Source organism: Pontibacillus chungwhensis (assembly GCF_030166655.1).
Lineage (GTDB): Bacteria > Bacillota > Bacilli > Bacillales > BH030062 > Pontibacillus.
In genome coordinates this window covers 4,123,979-4,141,606 of sequence record NZ_CP126446.1, presented here as the reverse complement: position 1 = coordinate 4,141,606, position 17,628 = coordinate 4,123,979, and the positions used below count along the sequence as shown (strand labels likewise).

The 17,628-nt window shown below is 39.3% G+C and carries 19 protein-coding genes; 18 read left to right on the top strand and 1 reads right to left on the bottom strand.

What is annotated here, in order from left to right; all coding sequences use genetic code 11:
- Positions 1-931 precede the first annotated feature (931 nt).
- The 11 genes from rpmH to QNI29_RS20830 all read left to right on the top strand — a co-directional run bounded on the left by rpmH (position 932) and on the right by QNI29_RS20830 (position 11,910).
- Positions 932-1,066 (top strand): 50S ribosomal protein L34, encoded by a 135-nt coding sequence (gene rpmH / locus QNI29_RS20880; RefSeq protein WP_036780566.1) that lies wholly within the window; start codon positions 932-934, stop codon positions 1,064-1,066.
- 308 nt (positions 1,067-1,374) lie between these two features.
- Entirely contained in the window at positions 1,375-1,728 is a 354-nt protein-coding gene (rnpA, locus tag QNI29_RS20875) for a ribonuclease P protein component (protein ID WP_231419415.1), read from the top strand.
- 89 nt (positions 1,729-1,817) lie between these two features.
- Positions 1,818-2,582, top strand: coding sequence for a YidC family membrane integrase SpoIIIJ (spoIIIJ, locus tag QNI29_RS20870; protein ID WP_231419416.1), 765 nt, complete (start codon positions 1,818-1,820; stop codon positions 2,580-2,582).
- The gene (gene jag, locus QNI29_RS20865; RefSeq protein ID WP_231419417.1) at positions 2,583-3,332 is read left to right on the top strand and encodes an RNA-binding cell elongation regulator Jag/EloR; all 750 of its coding nucleotides are present in this window, start codon (positions 2,583-2,585) and stop codon (positions 3,330-3,332) included. It abuts the gene before it with no gap.
- A gap of 259 nt (positions 3,333-3,591) precedes the next feature.
- On the top strand, positions 3,592-4,968 hold the full coding sequence (gene mnmE / locus QNI29_RS20860; protein ID WP_231419418.1) for a tRNA uridine-5-carboxymethylaminomethyl(34) synthesis GTPase MnmE: 1,377 nt from the start codon (positions 3,592-3,594) through the stop codon (positions 4,966-4,968).
- Between the two features lie 22 nt (positions 4,969-4,990).
- Entirely contained in the window at positions 4,991-6,889 is a 1,899-nt protein-coding gene (mnmG, locus tag QNI29_RS20855) for a tRNA uridine-5-carboxymethylaminomethyl(34) synthesis enzyme MnmG (protein ID WP_231419419.1), read from the top strand.
- A gap of 18 nt (positions 6,890-6,907) precedes the next feature.
- Positions 6,908-7,627 (top strand): 16S rRNA (guanine(527)-N(7))-methyltransferase RsmG, encoded by a 720-nt coding sequence (gene rsmG, locus QNI29_RS20850; protein WP_231419420.1) that lies wholly within the window; start codon positions 6,908-6,910, stop codon positions 7,625-7,627.
- Between the two features lie 806 nt (positions 7,628-8,433).
- A complete protein-coding gene (gene noc, locus QNI29_RS20845) occupies positions 8,434-9,309 on the top strand; it encodes a nucleoid occlusion protein (RefSeq protein ID WP_231419421.1) in 876 nt (291 codons plus the stop codon).
- 194 nt (positions 9,310-9,503) lie between these two features.
- Positions 9,504-10,277 carry a ParA family protein gene (locus tag QNI29_RS20840; RefSeq protein WP_231419422.1) on the top strand — a complete coding sequence of 258 codons (774 nt, stop codon included), beginning with the start codon at positions 9,504-9,506 and terminating at the stop codon, positions 10,275-10,277.
- Positions 10,258-11,100: a ParB/RepB/Spo0J family partition protein gene (locus QNI29_RS20835; RefSeq protein ID WP_231419423.1), complete on the top strand. Its 843-nt coding sequence runs from the start codon at positions 10,258-10,260 to the stop codon at positions 11,098-11,100. The genes QNI29_RS20840 and QNI29_RS20835 overlap by 20 nt, the downstream gene beginning before the upstream one ends.
- A gap of 102 nt (positions 11,101-11,202) precedes the next feature.
- Positions 11,203-11,910, top strand: a complete 708-nt coding sequence (locus QNI29_RS20830; RefSeq protein ID WP_231419424.1) for a DUF554 domain-containing protein — start codon at positions 11,203-11,205, stop codon at positions 11,908-11,910.
- An 84-nt stretch (positions 11,911-11,994) separates the two neighbouring features.
- Here the strand turns inward: QNI29_RS20830 and yyaC are convergent, their stop codons facing one another.
- Positions 11,995-12,630 carry a spore protease YyaC gene (gene yyaC / locus QNI29_RS20825; protein ID WP_231419425.1) on the bottom strand — a complete coding sequence of 212 codons (636 nt, stop codon included), beginning with the start codon at positions 12,628-12,630 and terminating at the stop codon, positions 11,995-11,997.
- Positions 12,631-12,719: 89 nt separating this feature from the next.
- Here yyaC and QNI29_RS20820 point away from each other — a divergent pair, with 89 nt between their 5' ends.
- The 7 genes from QNI29_RS20820 to rpsR all read left to right on the top strand — a co-directional run bounded on the left by QNI29_RS20820 (position 12,720) and on the right by rpsR (position 17,419).
- Positions 12,720-13,739, top strand: coding sequence for a YkvI family membrane protein (locus QNI29_RS20820; protein ID WP_231419426.1), 1,020 nt, complete (start codon positions 12,720-12,722; stop codon positions 13,737-13,739).
- A 125-nt stretch (positions 13,740-13,864) separates the two neighbouring features.
- The gene (locus QNI29_RS20815) at positions 13,865-14,686 is read left to right on the top strand and encodes a mechanosensitive ion channel family protein (RefSeq protein ID WP_231419555.1); all 822 of its coding nucleotides are present in this window, start codon (positions 13,865-13,867) and stop codon (positions 14,684-14,686) included.
- A gap of 11 nt (positions 14,687-14,697) precedes the next feature.
- Complete coding sequence (locus tag QNI29_RS20810; protein WP_231419427.1) at positions 14,698-14,898, top strand: DUF951 domain-containing protein; 201 nt, start codon at positions 14,698-14,700, stop codon at positions 14,896-14,898.
- Positions 14,899-15,156: 258 nt separating this feature from the next.
- Positions 15,157-16,257, top strand: a complete 1,101-nt coding sequence (gene ychF / locus QNI29_RS20805) for a redox-regulated ATPase YchF (protein ID WP_231419428.1) — start codon at positions 15,157-15,159, stop codon at positions 16,255-16,257.
- Positions 16,258-16,384: 127 nt separating this feature from the next.
- The gene (gene rpsF / locus QNI29_RS20800) at positions 16,385-16,675 is read left to right on the top strand and encodes a 30S ribosomal protein S6 (protein ID WP_231419429.1); all 291 of its coding nucleotides are present in this window, start codon (positions 16,385-16,387) and stop codon (positions 16,673-16,675) included.
- An 11-nt stretch (positions 16,676-16,686) separates the two neighbouring features.
- Complete coding sequence (gene ssb / locus QNI29_RS20795) at positions 16,687-17,166, top strand: single-stranded DNA-binding protein (RefSeq protein WP_231419430.1); 480 nt, start codon at positions 16,687-16,689, stop codon at positions 17,164-17,166.
- A gap of 25 nt (positions 17,167-17,191) precedes the next feature.
- A complete protein-coding gene (rpsR, locus tag QNI29_RS20790) occupies positions 17,192-17,419 on the top strand; it encodes a 30S ribosomal protein S18 (protein WP_036780513.1) in 228 nt (75 codons plus the stop codon).
- Positions 17,420-17,628: the final 209 nt, after the last annotated feature.

Here is a 17,628-nt window from a genome sequence, read left to right as displayed (position 1 = left end):
CAAATTTCACCCCTTTCGAGCAATCATGTAATAAAGAATGGTTTATGAAACAAAAAACCTCACGTATCTAAACCTTTCTTTCTAAATAAACCAGAAGAAAGGAGATCCGGAGGTGGGTTGTACAACTTTTGTGCAATCTTAAGGACTTATAATGCTGTGGAAGCAAAACTGTTACTATAACAGCTTGCAGTTCACTTATAAGCACAATCCACAATATTGTTGATAAGTACATGCACACCACTGTGAATAGATGTCCACACTTTATCCACAACCTGTGGAAAAGAATTATTGGCGTGTTTAATTATTCATTACTAAAACACAAATATAATACCAAATAAATCCCTCTGTTGCAATGGTTTTCGGTTACTTATCCACATTATCTACTGCTTGTAGACATTTTTTATCCACAACACTATATTTTGTGATTATCTTGTCGATAATTGATGTGGATAGTCGAAATGGGGTTAAAAAGTTATGCACAGACGAAGTGTACAGAAAAAAGATGACCTGTTAAACCATTTTTATAACTTCTTTTCATAAATCGTTGGATCCTCTAAAAATAGATTTAGTAACATGGATCTTTCATAGATCTGACTAAAGGTTTATACTTACATTTGGACAAACTAGGAACTAAACGAGTGATGTTGATAAAGAATTTGGGAACGCGTCTGTCTTTTAGAAAGTTTGGAACAGTACAGCGGCCATATTTGAAATGAAAAATGGAGAGTTGAAGAAGGACTTTAATAAAAAATTTGAGGAGTCTGGAAAGCTGTTAAAGGTGGCACAGCACGCTTATGGTTCACAAGGATGCGTTGCTTTCAGCTGTTGATTTAAAAAGAAAGTTGACTTTTTATACCTATTCTTCTTATAATGAATTGGACTGTCTTTTTAGTTTTTGATTTTATTTAATCCTCAGGGAGGTGTCTATACAATGAAACGTACATTTCAACCAAATAACCGTAAACGTAAAAAAGTGCACGGCTTCCGTAATCGTATGAGTTCTGCTAACGGACGTAAAGTACTAGCGCGCCGTCGTCGCAAAGGTAGAAAAACATTATCTGCATAGGCCACTGAACATATGTCAGTGGTCTTTTTTCTAGTTTGAACGTAAATAAAACGTATTCCTCAACATGCCTATTCAATGGCGCTGATCTGATATTTCTTTAAGAAAATGCTGTTTCGTATGATATAACTTTTTTCTGTAGGGGATATGCTGTAAGCAGGGGGAATACGTTTTTTATGTTGAGATGGCAATAGGGGAGGACAGAACGTTCAATTACGATTCTGTCGTTTGTAACTACTGGGTTATTCTTGACGATGAACCTTTCGTGCTTCCTCAAAGCACTATGCTTTCTTTAGAGTGAGGATGAAAATATGAAGAAACAATATCGGATCAAAAAAAATGAAGAATTTCAATATGTATTTAGGAATGGTTCTTCATTCGCTAACAGACAACTGGTACTTTACTACGTAAAAAAAGAGGAACAACCTCACTTTCGGATTGGCCTATCAGTAAGCAAGAAGATTGGAAACGCGGTCATGAGAAATCAGATTAAGCGTTACTTGAGACAAGCCTTTCTTGAACTTGAGCCACGAATGAAACAGAATTACGATGTAGTTGTCATTGCTAGAAAACCCACCAATCAAATGGATTTTCACGAAATCAAGAAAAGTTTGTCTCACGTTTTAAAGAAAACAAATCTGTTAGCAAAATCGCTAAAAGCTTAAGATTTTATATAGAAGCCAGCCAGTGACTAATGATAGAATACATGTATTACTGGAATAATACCGTTTGGGATAATAAGGAGGAAGAAAAGTTGCGAAAGAAGGTCCTTTTTTTATTAACGCTGACAGGACTTCTTGTTGTGCTATCAGGTTGTACGCAAATTGACCAAAACATTACATCTGAAAGTACAGGATTTTGGAACGAGTATTTTGTATATCCACTGTCGTTGTTAATTAAGTATTTCGCAGGCTTGTTTAGTGAGAGCTATGGTTTATCTATTATCGTAGTTACGCTGATTATTCGTTTAATTCTTTTACCATTAAACGTTAAACAGCTAAAGAGCTCAAAAGCTATGCAGGAAATACAACCACAATTACAAGAGCTAAGACAAAAACATAGCTCAAAAGATCAAAAAACTCAGCAACAATTGCAACAAGAAACCATGCAGTTGTTCCAACAAAACGGTGTGAATCCGTTAGCGGGTTGTTTCCCGATTCTTTTACAAATGCCAATTTTAATTGCCTTTTACCATGCTATTGTTCGAACACAGGAAATTGAAAATCACAGTTTCCTATGGTTTGAATTAGGGCAATCAGATCCATTCTTTATCATGCCACTCGTTGCGGCAGCTACTACGTTCATTCAGCAAAAGCTCATGATGGCTGGAACAGCTGATCAAAATCCGCAAATGAAAATGATGCTTTATATTATGCCGGTTATGATTGGTATCTTTGCTTTAAACTTCCCAGCTGCGCTTGCGCTTTACTGGGTGGTAGGTAACTTATTTATGATTGCACAAACTGTTTTTATTCGTAAGCCAATGATGAAGGATTCAAAAACAGAGGGAGCGAAATAAGTGAGACAAGTAACTGCTACTGGACAAACAGTTGAGGACGCGGTCCGTTCAGCATTAGAGCAGTTAAACACCTCGAGGGACCAAGTTAATGTAGAAGTTATTGACGAAGGTAAGAAGGGATTCTTCGGTGTGTTTGGTGCTAAAAAAGCCATTGTTAAAGTTATGATGGTAGCCGCTAAAGAAGAACCGGTTGAAACCGCACCTGAGCAGGCTAAAGATCCTGACGAACCGCAAGTTGATTCATTAGAGATAGATGATCATACCAGTTCAGAAAATGAAAGTGAAAATAAATCACTTAAGATGGAAGAAGCTATTGAAGCGACTAAAGAGTATTTAGAACAAATTGGTCAGCAAATGGGGGCACCGATCCAAGTCTCTTATAAGAAGAAAAGTAAAGAGATTATCTTTGAGCTTGAGGGAGACAAGATCGCTTTACTCATTGGAAAACGTGGCCAAACATTAAATGCTTTGCAGTCATTAGCGCAACTCGTCATCAATCAAGATGGACGTCAGTATTTAACAGCAATAGTTGATGCGGAAGGCTACCGTGAAAGAAGAAAAGAGACTCTTTCTGGGTTAGCCGGGCGTTTAGCAGATAAAGCAGTGCGTACAAAGACTGAAATAGCACTTGAATCAATGCCTTCCTATGAACGAAAGATTATCCATGCTGCGTTGCAGCATAACAAACAAGTTTCGACTTATTCAGACGGTTCAGAACCCCATCGTCACGTGGTTATAAAACCTGAATAGTAATGAAATTGCCCCTGGTTAAGTACCGGGGGCATTTCTTGTGCCTCTTGTTTGAAGAATCGGTCAATTATAGAAGAAGAAAACGTGTTAGAATAAAGAAATTGACTGTCCACATGTGGATAACTTTCGTATATAAAAACCTTTTGAAGTAAAAGCTTTTCAAAGAATCGTGTTATGTGCTAATCTAATAAGTTAGTGACTATATAAAACAAATAATTGTGGATAAAATATAATTAAGATTAAGAAAAGAGGTGAGAGCATGGAAACAGATACTATAAGTGCAATATCTACCCCGGTCGGAGAGGGGGCGATTGCCATTGTTCGTTTAAGTGGCCCTGAAGCTGTTTCGTTAGCCAACGGAATATTTCAAGGAAAAGATTTAAACGAAGTCAACACTCATACAATTCATTATGGAAAATTAGTAGACCCTAAGACCAATGAATTAGTAGAAGAAGTGATGGTTTCTGTCATGCGTGCTCCTAAAACGTTCACTCGTGAAGATATAGTAGAGATCAATTGTCATGGTGGTCTTGTATCTGTAAACCGTGTGTTGGAATTAACATTAGCTCAAGGATCCCGTTTAGCGGAACCAGGTGAATTCACGAAGCGTGCGTTCTTAAATGGACGTATTGATTTATCCCAAGCAGAGGCTGTAATGGATTTAATTCGTGCCAAAACGGATCGAGCGATGAATGTTGCGTTAAAACAAATGGATGGGCGTTTGTCCCGTTTGATCCAGAATTTAAGGCAGGAATTACTTGAAGTTCTGGCTCAAGTAGAAGTGAATATTGATTATCCTGAATACGATGATGTTGAAGAGATGACCAATGAGATGATGATTCACAATACGAAAAGCGTTCATCAAGAGATCGAGCGACTGTTAAGAACGGCCAAACAAGGGAAAATACTTCGTGAAGGTCTTGGTACGGCTATAGTCGGGCGTCCAAACGTAGGGAAATCGTCTTTAATGAACGCTCTTGTTCATGAAAATAAAGCGATTGTTACTGAGGTGCCAGGAACGACTCGTGACGTGATTGAGGAGTATGTCAACGTCCGAGGAGTCCCCCTTCGTCTAATTGATACAGCGGGCATCCGGGAAACAGAAGACCTTGTCGAGAAAATTGGTGTCGAACGATCCAGGCAAGTATTGCAAGAGGCCGACTTAATCCTCCTTGTCTTAAATAATGGAGATACCATTACAGAAGAGGATAAAAAGTTATTTGAAGCGGTTAAAGGGATGGACGTTATTGTCATCGTAAATAAGACAGACTTACCGCAACAAATTGATATGGGAGAACTGCGAGAAGTTGCAGGGAACCATCCTATTGTCACGACGTCGTTAATTGAAGAGCAAGGGATTGATCAATTAGAAACCGCCATATCTGAGATTTTCTTTGAAGGAGATATTGATACGGGTGATATGACCTATCTTTCAAATGTTCGTCACGTTCAGTTGCTGAATCAGGCAAAAGATACGTTAGAAGAAGCAATGCAAGGCATGGAAGCTGGTATGCCGATTGATATGGTACAAATAGATGTAACGAGAACATGGGAGCTTCTTGGTGAAATCGTGGGCGATACGGTTCAAGAAAGCTTAATTGATCAGTTATTCTCTCAGTTTTGTTTAGGAAAATAAAGTGAGTTAAGGAGAGAGAGTCATGAATACTTTTGAAGCAGGACATTATGACGTTATTGTTATTGGTGCTGGTCATGCAGGTGTAGAAGCTGGTTTAGCGGCCGCTCGTCGTGGTGCAAAAACGCTAATGTTGACTTTGAATTTGGATATGATCGCCTTCATGCCGTGCAACCCATCTGTTGGAGGCCCGGCAAAGGGTGTCGTTGTTCGTGAAATTGATGCTTTAGGTGGCGAAATGGCCAAAGTTATTGATAAAACGTATATTCAAATGCGTCTGTTGAACACAAGAAAAGGGCCTGCTGTTCGCGCCCTTCGTGCACAGGCAGATAAGCATTTATATATTCAAGAAATGAAAAAGGTAATCGAAAATGAACCAAACTTAACGATTCGCCAAGGGATGGTTAAGGAACTAATGGTAGAAGACGGGGTATGTAAGGGCGTTGTAACAGAGACGAAAGCAGCCTATACGGCAGACTCTGTTATTGTTACTACCGGAACATTTATGCGCGGAAAAGTTCTTATTGGAGATCTAGCTTATGAAAGCGGACCTAACAACCAACGTGCTTCTACCGATCTGTCGGTTCACCTTGAAGAGCTTGGCATTAATATGGTTCGTTTTAAGACTGGGACGCCAATGCGTGTAAACAGTCATTCTATTGATTACTCAAAAACAGAAATTCAGCCAGGAGACGAAGTTCCTCGTGCGTTTTCGTATGAAACGACGGAGTATATCACAGATCAAATCCCTTGCTGGTTAACGTATACCAATGAGTTCACTCATAAGATTATTGATGATAATTTAAGTTCTTCTGCGATGTACTCTGGTATGGTAAAAGGTACAGGACCTCGATATTGTCCTTCAGTAGAGGATAAAATTGTGCGTTTCCATGATAAACCTCGTCACCAGGTCTTCTTAGAACCTGAAGGAAGAAATACAGAAGAAGTCTATGTACAGGGGCTATCAACTTCCCTACCTGAACATGTGCAAAAGCAGATGATCGAGACAGTTCCAGGCCTTGAGAAAGCAGAAATTATGCGTGCCGGCTATGCAATTGAATACGATTCTGTGGTGCCTACACAGCTTTGGCCAACTCTTGAGTTAAAAGCGATTGAAGGACTTTTCACCGCTGGTCAAATTAACGGAACTTCTGGTTATGAAGAAGCGGCGGCACAGGGGCTCATGGCTGGAATTAATGCTGCCTCTAAAGTACTAGGTAAAGACCCGGTTATTTTAGATCGTTCTCAAGCCTATATTGGAGTGCTCATTGATGACTTGGTCACAAAAGGAACAGACGAACCGTATCGTCTTCTAACTTCCCGTGCTGAATATCGCTTAATTCTACGCCACGACAATGCGGATTTACGCCTTACGGATATTGGCCATGATATTGGTTTAATTTCAGAGGATCGCTATGCTCGTTTCCAGGACAAAAAACGTATGATTTCAGAAGAGATTGAACGTTTGAAAGGAATTACGATTAAAGCAACAGAAAAAGCTCAGGAAGTTATTGAACAGGCTGGAGGCTCGCCGCTTAAAGATGCTGTAAATGCTTATGATCTTCTGAAACGACCAGAAATGAAATATGAAATGGTTGCAGGGCTTCTAGAGGAGCAAAAGGACCTTCCTAATGAAGTGGAAGAGCAAGTAGAGATCCACACCAAATATGCAGGCTATATTCAAAAGTCGGAACAACAAATTGAACGAATGAGAAAAATGGAAAACAAAAAAATTCCTGAAGATATTGATTATGATGATATTCATGGAATTGCATCTGAAGCGAGGGATCGTCTGAAAGAGGTTCGTCCATTATCTGTGGGGCAGGCTTCTCGTGTCTCTGGTGTGAACCCAGCGGATGTTTCGATCTTGCTTGTTTATATAGAACAAGGAAAAATTGCTAAGGTATCTGGAGATGAAGCCTAAGCAGAAAGGACCGGTGTCATGAACAAACAAACCTTTCTTCAAGCTTTACAAGATCAAGGAATTGAGCTGAGTGAGAAACAAGAGAAGCAATTCCATGATTACTTTGAAGCCTTAGTAGAGTGGAATGAAAAAATGAATTTAACGGCTATTACAGATGAAGAGGGTGTTTATTTAAAACACTTCTATGATTCATTGACGGCAGCCTTTTATTTAGACTTTAACGAACCATTATCGATTTGTGATGTAGGGGCTGGGGCAGGATTCCCTAGCCTTCCATTAAAAATCGTGTTTCCACAGCTAAAAGTGACAATCGTTGACTCGTTAAAAAAGCGAATTACCTTTCTCAATCATCTAGCTACTACATTAGAACTGGACGATGTAGCATTCTATCATGATCGGGCTGAAAACTTCGGTAAGAATCAACAGTTCCGAGAGCAGTATGATATGGTAACAGCGAGAGCTGTAGCAAGACTATCTGTCTTAAGCGAATTATGCCTTCCCCTTACGAAAGTGGGTGGCAAATTTGTAGCGATGAAAGGTGCCTCTTTTAAAGAAGAGCTTGAGGATGCTGCCTTTGCGACAAATCTCCTTGGAGCTGAACTAGAGAAGCATTATACATTTCAGTTACCTGAAGAGGATAGTGAACGGAATATTGGAATCTATCATAAACGACGCAAAACACCTAAGAAATATCCTCGTAAGGCAGGGCTTCCGAATAAGAGTCCGCTAACACAATAATAGCTTTAGCAAAAGCATGTGGTTCTCCTTAACGGAGCCCGCATGCTTTTTTTGTAGGATAGTTGAACAAGTCATGCTTTAGAGTGTGTTTCCCTTACTTTTGACTTGAGGTAAGGGGGGCGGAAACAGGCTATTAGAAAGGGTTCACTACGGTCCGTTTACAAACACCAATTATCCTTGAAATAGCTTAAACGAGACAATACATTTAGACCCAAGTTTGTGAGGGAAGCACAATTCTGTTAGTCTATCAGAAGTTAACGAAAACGAATATTCTGTTGATAACTGGTAGGAAATATAGGGCTTTTAAGTAGTAATGGAAGAGAAACAAAATGATTCAGCGGAAACGACCTACGAAAACAGATGTGATCATCGAATTGTGTAGGAGGGTGAATGAGGGAGAAGGAATTGTGTCTACACATGGAGAATATATACATATTGAATGAAAGAAGTGTTGTAGAATTGTCGTTTAGCCAAGAATATTTGAAAAGATTTTCTAGCTCTCCCTGCTCATTTTATAGATTGTATGCTAAAATATAGGTAGAATTAAACGATAATAGAAGAAGACTGCTTCTATACAATCGCAAAGTGGACGTTATATGCGCGGCAGCTCTCCGCTGCAGCGCTTTTTTGCACTTTCAACTTTTCTTTAAGTAATAAAAGAAAAGCATACTTGGATCCTCGCATCTCTCATGTGAAGAGATGTTTTCTATAATGGTTTCTTTTACTGTTTCACGTGAAACATTCCTTAGATGATAACACGAAGGGTACCCTAAAAAGGGTGAAAGTAGAAAAGGTGGTGTCAAAGGATGAAACACCCATTCAGCCGCTTATTTGGAATAGGGGATAAGTCCGAAGCGGAAGAGAAAGAACAAGAGCGACAAGACTATCATCCTGATGAAGTCATTCAATTACCGGTGAAGAATATTCAGCCGAATCGCTATCAGCCTCGTACAATTTTTAACCATGAGAAGATTGAAGAATTGGCTCAGACCATTCAGACACACGGGATGATTCAGCCTATTGTGGTTCGCAAAATGGAAGATGAAGATGCTGGTTATGAATTAATTGCAGGAGAGCGTCGTTGGCGAGCTGTACAACATTTAGGATGGGAAAATGTTTCGGCTATTATTCGAGAAATGGATGAAGCCCAAACGGCATCCGTTGCTCTAATTGAGAACTTACAACGTGAAGAACTAACGGTTATTGAAGAAGCAATGGCGTATGCGAAACTATTAGAAATTCATAACCTTACACAGGAAGCTTTAGCGCAACGACTAGGGAAAAGCCAATCAACCGTTGCCAATAAACTGCGATTATTAAAGCTGCCCGATGTGGTGCAACAGGCTATTCTGGATAAGAAAATAACCGAACGACATGCCCGGGCATTAATCGCGCTTAAAGATCCGGAGAAGCAAGAACAGTTACTGCAAGAGATCATAGAAAAGTCTCTTAATGTAAAGCAAACAGAAGAGAAAATAGCGAAATTGCGTGAAGGGGAAAGTAAACCCCAAAAGCGTAAGCCACGATTAAAAGGAATCAGTAAAGATATGCGTATTGCGATGAACACGATCAAGCAATCGCTAACGATGGTATCTGATACAGGTATTGACCTTGAAACGGATGAAGAAGACTATGATGACTATTACCAGATCACAATTAAAATTCCTAAAAAACAATCATGATGCTCTAACTCCCCATCTTTTGTGTCCTGCATAAGGTGGGTATTTTTTTCACATGAAACATGTTAAGAAATAAAGAGCTTTTCAAAGAGAAGGCTTTTATTTTTCACGATTTATCTGAATTATTGCTTCTTGTGCATTCAAAAAATGATAAAATAAAAATTGGAAGATTTGACAGATTAGAGGTAGGTGACATCATGGGTAAAGTAATCGCCGTTGCCAATCAAAAAGGTGGGGTAGGAAAGACCACGACTGCTGTAAATCTAAGTGCTTGTTTGGCCTATTTAAATCACAAGGTATTGCTTGTCGATATTGATCCACAGGGAAATGCGACAAGTGGAGTTGGTATTGAGAAAGCTGATATGGATCAGTGTGTATACAATGTGTTGGTCGAGGACTTAGAAGCAAAATATGTGAAGGTTCCTACGATGGTGGAGAATTTAGATGCAATTCCTGCAACGATCCAGTTAGCAGGTGCAGAAATTGAGCTTGTTCCAACGATTTCACGGGAAGTTCGCTTAAAGAAAGCAATTGATTCGGTTAAGGATGAATATGATTATGTCATTATTGACTGTCCCCCGTCCTTAGGTTTGCTTACAATTAATGCATTAACGGCTTCCGATGCTGTCTTAATACCGGTGCAATGTGAGTATTATGCGTTAGAGGGGTTAAGTCAGTTGTTAAACACGGTACGCCTCGTGCAGAAACATTTGAACAAACAGCTTATGATTGAAGGCGTATTACTTACAATGCTAGATGCTCGTACCAATTTAGGAATACAAGTAATTGAGGAAGTAAAGAAATACTTCCAAGATAAGGTCTATGGATCGGTTATACCTCGTAACGTTCGTTTAGGTGAAGCTCCAAGTCACGGAAAACCCATCATTCTTTATGATCCAAAGTCACGTGGCGCTGAAGTTTACTTAGAATTAGCAAAGGAAGTGATGACGAATGGCCAGAGGGTTGGGTAAAGGCTTAGGTTCTTTCTTTCCTGACATGGAAGCAACAGAAGAGGAAAAGGTTCAAGAGATTTCTGTAAGGGAATGTCGCCCGAATCCTTATCAACCTCGAAAAGTCTTTGATCCAAAAGCTATTGAAGAATTAAAGGAATCTATTCTCCAATATGGCATTCTTCAACCTATCATTGTACGTAAAAGTATAAAAGGGTATGACATTGTAGTAGGTGAAAGAAGATTTAGGGCTGCTAAAGAGGCAGGACTAACAACTGTTCCCGTTGTCATACGTGACCTATCTGAACAACATATGATGGAACTAGCGTTGCTTGAGAATCTTCAGCGTGAAGACCTCACTCCTATTGAGGAAGCGCAAGCCTATTCTAACTTAATGCAAGAGCTCGACTTAACACAGGAACAGTTAGCAAAGCGTCTTGGAAAAAGTCGTCCACATATTGCAAACTTAGTTCGCCTATTATCATTACCTGAACCTGTAGGAGAGCTTATAAATAACGGAGAACTCTCAATGGGGCAAGGAAGGGCATTGCTGGGATTAAAGGATAAAAATCAGCTTCTTCCCCTCGTTGAAAAGATCCGAAAAGAAGGATTAAATGTACGGCAAGTTGAACAGTATATCATCCAGTTAAATGAGAAGAACATGCAAAAGAAGAAAAAGAAAAAAGTAAAAAAAGATGTCTTCATTCAGGAGAGGGAATCCCTTCTACAAGAACGCTTAGGAACAGGGGTTACGATTCAAAAAGGAAAACGAAAAGGAAAAATAGAAATCGAGTTTTTCTCAGAAGATGATCTTGACCGTATTTTACACTACTTTGAAGATTAAAGAAGCGGCCCTGATGTTTGTGACCCAAGCATCAGGTTTTTTCTTCGTCTAATTTCATTCGACATGTTTCACATGAAACATAGTAAGCTGGGGGAACGAAATATGATTTTATTTGGTACGCTCGTAAATGGGGTAGGGATCGCTATTGGAAGCTTAGTAGGTCTCTTTTTTAATAGAATTCCAGAAAAAACAAAAGAAACAACGATGAATGGGATTGGGTTAGCTGTCACCTTAATTGGTCTACGAATGGCTATTGAGACGGATCAAATTATTGTTATGCTTCTTAGTTTATTGTTTGGAGCTTTTGCAGGGGAATGGCTACAGCTAGAGGAGCGTTTTGAGAAACTTGGTTCTGTACTAGAATCTAAATTTAGTAAAGGTGGACACTCCACAGTTTCAGAGGGATTTATAACAGCTTCTTTAATATTTGTGATTGGTGCAATGGCTGTTGTGGGTGCTCTTGATAGTGGGATTCGAGGTGACCATGATGTCTTAGTGACTAAAGCTATTATTGATGCCTTTGTTGCTTTAGTTCTAACGACAACTTTAGGATGGGGCGTTATGCTATCGGTTATTCCGGTTTTATTATATGAAGGAGGAATTACGTTACTCGCTACCCAAATTCATAAGTGGATTCCCCAATCTTTCATGGATCTATTTATTGTAGAAATGACAGCCACCGGTGGAATTCTCATTGTAGCCATTGGACTTAACATTTTACATATAACCAAAATACGCGTTGCTAACTTATTACCAAGCCTGTTGTTTATAGGGTTCATTCTGTATGGTTGGTTACAAATAGGGATATGAAAGTACTTCAGTGACAAAGAAGGAGCCGAAACGAGTAAAGTTTCGGCTCCTTCTTTGTATTCAGACTTAATCTAGCATGAAGTATTATTCCTTTATAGGTAACCAGCGCTTTCTTTTTGGAGTAAGCGCATCAGATTGAAGGTGCTTAGTTACCTGTGTTCGTTCTATTTGCTGATCGAAACTTTGAATTGCCTTCGCCATCCTCTTTGCCATTTGCATCACAATATTTAACCGTGTGTTCTGTAAAACAAAATATTCCATGAACCCACTCACGTTCACTACACCTGTAAGGTGGATTTCGCCTACATCAGGGAGTTGTTTTTTTACTGCGGCTCCTGGTTTTACGGGGCCTTGCCCTAGTATTACGTTTCCTACTGAGGATAACTTACCAAGGCATGCATCAATTCCGATAATGTATGGATGATGGTAACGCTTTTGAATCAATTCAAGCTTCTCATTTAAGTTAACAGCATGAACAGGTTCATCTAGAGTACCGTACACATGGATGTGCTGTAGCTTTCCTTCTTCAAGGAGAGTGCCAATCAAAGGGCCGAGTGAGTCACCTGTAGAACGATCTGTACCAATGCAAACAACAACAATATCACGATTAGCTGGTACCCACTCTTTTAGAGTTTGAGTTAGACCAATCATTAATTGCTCATCTTCATAATGGTAGCGATGTTCTGTTTTCTGAGAAAAAAGTCTTTGCTTTAGATTCATAGCTTTTCCTCCGTAGTCATATTGTTATTAGTATACAGCGATTTCACGAATTCTATACATAGACGAAGAAAGAAGGTAGGAGGAAAAATATGATTCGATCTGGTATTAAATGGATGTTTTTGATCATTGGCACCATGATTGGAGCAGGTTACGCTTCAGGAAGAGAGCTATGGCAATTCTTTGGTCATGAAAGCGGACTGGCTATTCTGATATTCACCATATTATTTACTATTTCCTGTTACGTAATCTTAAGGATTAGTTTCGAAAAAAAGTCGAAGCATTACCTTCCTGTTCTTCGCACGATTGTGGGAGACCATTTAACGTTTCTGTATGATGGGATGATCATTCTTTACCTTTTTACCACTACTGTTATTATGTTGGCAGGAAGTGGTGCTACTTGGCAGGCCTTTCACTTCTCCTATTGGTTAGGAATCTTCGCTATAGTAGTGCCTCTTATTCTTGTATTTATCTGGGATATCAAAGGAATTTTATCCATGAATAGTTTTATACTGCCTTTGCTTATTGGGGGGTTGCTTTACGTGTTGATTCTCTTCACTGTTCAGCAAGAACTATCAATCTTCTCTCACCTTGGTGAACAAAGGAACTGGCCAGCGGCTTTCCCTTTCACTGCCCTCAATATTCTTCCTCTTATTGCAGTGTTAGGTGCAGTAGGTAGTGAGGTGCGTAATAAGGGAGAAATTTGGATTGCAAGTGTTGGGAGCGGTTTGGTTCTTGGTTTAATTTCCTTTATATACAATAGTAGTCTCATTCAAATTGCAGACGATATTTTACTTTATGAAATTCCCTTGTTTGCTATCCTTAAACATTACCCTTATGAGATGTTCCTATTTATATCCTTTCTATTATGGATTGCCATTTTTACAACAGCGGCATCAGGCGTTCTAGGATTAATCACGAGATTCAGAAATCGTTTGAAAGGGCCGCTTTGGTTTATGGCAGCATGCACGTTATTCCTTATGCTTCCTCTTACCAGTATTGGTTTCTCAACGTTGATAAAATATTTATATCCATTGTATGGTTTGTTAAACCTTTATGTGCTCTCTGCTATTTTGTTGTACCCCTTTTTAAATCGATACAAAATTGATTAAAAAGCTGATACAATAGTATATTATGAAGGTTTTTAAGGGGGAGGGATCAAAGCACATTGTGGAACTGGCTACAAGATAAATGGACGAGTTCTATTAGCTATATTACCGGCCCGGAATTGTGGATCATGCTTGGTAAGGGCGTACTCAATGTACTGGTTATATTGATACTATCTTACTTCATTATTAAGTTTGGGAAGCAAGTCATTCAGAACATCTTTAAAAGAAGACGTAAAGGTCCATTTAAGATTACTCAAAGGCGTGAACTAACTCTTGTGAAATTACTGGAGAATACGCTCACGTATATGGTTTATTTTACTGCGGCCATTATGATTCTGGATACGATTAGTATTGATGTTAGAACGCTATTAGCTGGGGCTGGAATTGCAGGATTGGCCATCGGCTTTGGTGCCCAAAACCTAGTGAAAGATATCATTACAGGATTTTTCATTATCTTTGAAGATCAATTTTCAGTAGGCGATTATATTCAAACGTCTAGTTCAGAAGGATTTGTAGAAGAAATTGGCCTTAGGACAACAAAGATCAAGCATTGGACTGGTAAATTACACATCATTCCTAACGGAAGTATCGTTGAGGTGACGAATTACTCTGTTCATAACAGTATTGCCGTAGTGGATGTCAGTATTGCGTATGAAGGTGACATCAAGCGAGCTGAAACAGTCATTGAGAATCTATTGGAAGAATTGCCTCAACGCTATCAGGAACTGAAGGGAACTCCAGACCTTCTTGGAGTGCAGAGCCTGGGTTCATCTGATGTTGTGCTAAGGGTAATAGCTGAAACAGAACCTATGGAACATTGGGCGATCGCACGTGCCATTCGAAAAGAATTAAAAACTAGACTGGATGAACAAGGTATTGAAATTCCGTTCCCACGTTTAGTGATGTACAGCAGGCAAGAGGAACATGAAATCATGGAGACAACATCGTAAGGAGGATTTAAATGGCTGTTCAATCATACTCTTTAAACGATATTGTACAAATGAAAAAGGCACACCCATGTGGTGAGAACAGATGGAAAATCATTCGTTTAGGTGCAGATATCCGTATTAAGTGTGAAGGATGCGGGCATAGTGTTTTAATCCCGCGGCGTCGCTTTGAGAGTAAAATGAAGAAAGTGCTTGAAAAACACGAAGAAGAATAAGCAAAGAATGAATCATGAGCTATTCTGATCTGTTTCACGTTAAACTTTGTATATGTTATGTTGTATACTAGAAAATATAGAAATCATACAGATTAGCTGTTTAAAAAATGAAAAATATCGAGTTAAAAATAGAAAAACAAGGGTGAACTTCCCCCTTGTTTTTCTAATGTGCTTACTTGTCATATAAATGGACGAGCAATATAATTGGGTTACTGCAGACGTTCATATGGACGGTAATCCTTAAGGAGTGGAAAGTTAATGTCATTAACAACAGGAATTGTAGGTTTGCCTAACGTTGGTAAATCAACTTTATTTAATGCAATTACACAAGCTGGTGCAGAGTCAGCGAACTACCCGTTCTGTACGATTGACCCAAACGTTGGGATTGTTGAAGTTCCAGACGAAAGGTTAGAGAAACTAACAGAACTGGTTAATCCTAAAAAAACAGTCCCTACAGCATTTGAGTTTACAGATATTGCAGGGATTGTAAAAGGAGCCAGTAAAGGTGAGGGATTAGGGAACCAATTCCTTTCCCATATTCGTCAGGTAGACGCAATCAGTCACGTAGTGCGCTGTTTCCAGGATGATAATATTACACACGTTTCTGGAGGAGTGGACCCAATTGCAGATATTGAAACGATTAACCTTGAGCTAATCTTAGCAGATCTAGAGACGGTTAATAAGCGACTAGATCGTGTGGCTAAAATGGCACGTCAAAAAGATAAAGAAGCACTTGCAGAACAGGCGGTTCTTGAGAAGATTAAAGAAGGTCTGGAAGAAGAAGTGCCAGCAAGAGCTCTAGATTATAGTGATGACCAACAGAAAATTGTTAAAGGACTTCACTTGTTAACATCTAAGCCAGTTTTATATGTAGCAAATGTTGGAGAAGATGAAATTGCAGACCCTAGCGGGAATGAGTATGTACAAGCTGTAAGAGAGTTTGCTGAAAAAGAAAACGCTCAGGTTATTGTGGTTTGTGCCAAGATTGAATCTGAAATTGCTGAACTTGAAGGAGAAGAAAAGGAAGAATTCTTAGACGATTTAGGGATTGCTGAATCCGGACTTGATCAGCTTATTAAAGCGGCCTATAATCTTCTGGGATTAGCAACTTACTTCACTGCAGGTGAGCAAGAAGTACGCGCCTGGACCTTTAAAGAAGGCATGACAGCCCCTCAAGCAGCAGGGATTATTCACAGTGACTTCGAAAGAGGGTTTATCCGTGCTGAAACGGTGGCATATAATGATCTTGTGGAAGCTGGTAAAATGTCAGTGGCTAAAGAAAATGGTAAAGTTCGTTTAGAGGGCAAAGAATATTTAGTTAAAGATGGAGATGTTATTCATTTCCGCTTCAATGTATAAGCGTAAAATTGGAAACTTGGTTGTGCTTTTCTATTAACTTTGATATAATACAACATTGTGAGTAATTGTACGAGAAATTACTCCTTGCCCGTTAAGGGCCGCTAAGTCCAAAAGGAGGTGAAGTCGGATGAGAAATTACGAAATCATGTATATCATCCGCCCAAACGTAGATGAGGAAACTCAGAAATCAGTTGTAGAACGTTTCAACACGGTTCTTACTGATAATGGTGCGGAAATTACTGAAACTAAAGAAGTAGGCAAGCGTCGCTTAGCTTATGAAATTAACGATTTCCGTGATGGTTACTACATGGTAATTAAATTCAACGGTGACAGCCAAGCTGTTAGTGAATTTGATCGCCTTGCTAAGTATTCTGATGATATTATTCGTCACATCGCTGTACGCGAAGACGATCAATAAGGAGTGGTTCTGTGTTAAATCGTGTCGTTCTTGCCGGCAGATTAACCAAGGATCCTGATTTGCGCTATACACCCAACGGAGTAGCCGTTGCGAACTTTACTATTGCTGTAAACCGCCCGTTTACTAGCCAACAAGGTAGCCGTGATGCAGATTTTATTAACTGCGTTGTATGGCGTCGTGCCGCAGAGAACCTAGCAAACTTCATGAATAAAGGAAGCTTAGTCGGTGTTGATGGACGCCTTCAATCCCGCAGCTTCGATAATCAAGAAGGAAAACGTGTCTTTGTTACAGAAGTTGTTGCAGATAGCGTACAATTCTTAGAAACAAAAGGCTCGTCTTCAGGTGGCTCAGGTTCACAAGGATTCCAGTCTAATCAGAACCAATCTGGATATAATCCAAATAATAATAACAACAATCAACCTAAACAGGATGACCCATTCGCTGATAATGGGGAACCGATCGATATTTCAGATGACGATTTACCGTTTTAATTAAAATATAAGGAGGTTTTCAATTATGGCTCGTCGTGGTCGCGCGAAGCGTAGAAAAGTGTGTTATTTCACAGCAAACGGAATTACACACATCGATTATAAAGATGTTGAACTTCTAAAGCGTTTTGTTTCTGAGCGTGGGAAAATTCTTCCTCGTCGTGTAACAGGAACTTCTGCTAAATACCAACGTAAACTTACAAGAGCGATTAAACGTTCACGTCAAATGGCATTATTGCCTTACGTAAACGACTAATATTCTTTCGTAAGACTTTAAAAGCACAGCATATAAAGCTGTGCTTTTTTTGCAACAATAAAACGATGTGTTTAAAAAAAGCTCGCCATTTGGCGGGTTTTCTTTAAACTAGAATGTTTATTATCCCTCAAATATAAAGGGTTTCTTTCCTTTACTCTTGGGCAGATTGGTAAATTGAGCCCCTTTTATAGTGAAGAGAAGTTTTGCGT

What these genes read in the sequence shown, in the direction of transcription:
- rpsR (WP_036780513.1), top strand. Translation starts at nt 17,192, where the DNA reads ATGGCTCGTCGTGGTCGCGCGAAGCGTAGAAAAGTGTGTTATTTCACA.
- mnmE (WP_231419418.1), top strand. Translation starts at nt 3,592, where the DNA reads ATGGAAACAGATACTATAAGTGCAATATCTACCCCGGTCGGAGAGGGG.
- noc (WP_231419421.1), top strand. Translation starts at nt 8,434, where the DNA reads ATGAAACACCCATTCAGCCGCTTATTTGGAATAGGGGATAAGTCCGAA.
- mnmG (WP_231419419.1), top strand. Translation starts at nt 4,991, where the DNA reads ATGAATACTTTTGAAGCAGGACATTATGACGTTATTGTTATTGGTGCT.
- QNI29_RS20810 (WP_231419427.1), top strand. Translation starts at nt 14,698, where the DNA reads ATGGCTGTTCAATCATACTCTTTAAACGATATTGTACAAATGAAAAAG.
- QNI29_RS20820 (WP_231419426.1), top strand. Translation starts at nt 12,720, where the DNA reads ATGATTCGATCTGGTATTAAATGGATGTTTTTGATCATTGGCACCATG.
- QNI29_RS20830 (WP_231419424.1), top strand. Translation starts at nt 11,203, where the DNA reads ATGATTTTATTTGGTACGCTCGTAAATGGGGTAGGGATCGCTATTGGA.
- QNI29_RS20835 (WP_231419423.1), top strand. Translation starts at nt 10,258, where the DNA reads ATGGCCAGAGGGTTGGGTAAAGGCTTAGGTTCTTTCTTTCCTGACATG.
- rnpA (WP_231419415.1), top strand. Translation starts at nt 1,375, where the DNA reads ATGAAGAAACAATATCGGATCAAAAAAAATGAAGAATTTCAATATGTA.
- yyaC (WP_231419425.1), bottom strand. Translation starts at nt 12,630, where the DNA reads ATGAATCTAAAGCAAAGACTTTTTTCTCAGAAAACAGAACATCGCTAC.
- rpmH (WP_036780566.1), top strand. Translation starts at nt 932, where the DNA reads ATGAAACGTACATTTCAACCAAATAACCGTAAACGTAAAAAAGTGCAC.
- rpsF (WP_231419429.1), top strand. Translation starts at nt 16,385, where the DNA reads ATGAGAAATTACGAAATCATGTATATCATCCGCCCAAACGTAGATGAG.
- ychF (WP_231419428.1), top strand. Translation starts at nt 15,157, where the DNA reads ATGTCATTAACAACAGGAATTGTAGGTTTGCCTAACGTTGGTAAATCA.
- QNI29_RS20840 (WP_231419422.1), top strand. Translation starts at nt 9,504, where the DNA reads ATGGGTAAAGTAATCGCCGTTGCCAATCAAAAAGGTGGGGTAGGAAAG.
- QNI29_RS20815 (WP_231419555.1), top strand. Translation starts at nt 13,865, where the DNA reads ATGCTTGGTAAGGGCGTACTCAATGTACTGGTTATATTGATACTATCT.
- rsmG (WP_231419420.1), top strand. Translation starts at nt 6,908, where the DNA reads ATGAACAAACAAACCTTTCTTCAAGCTTTACAAGATCAAGGAATTGAG.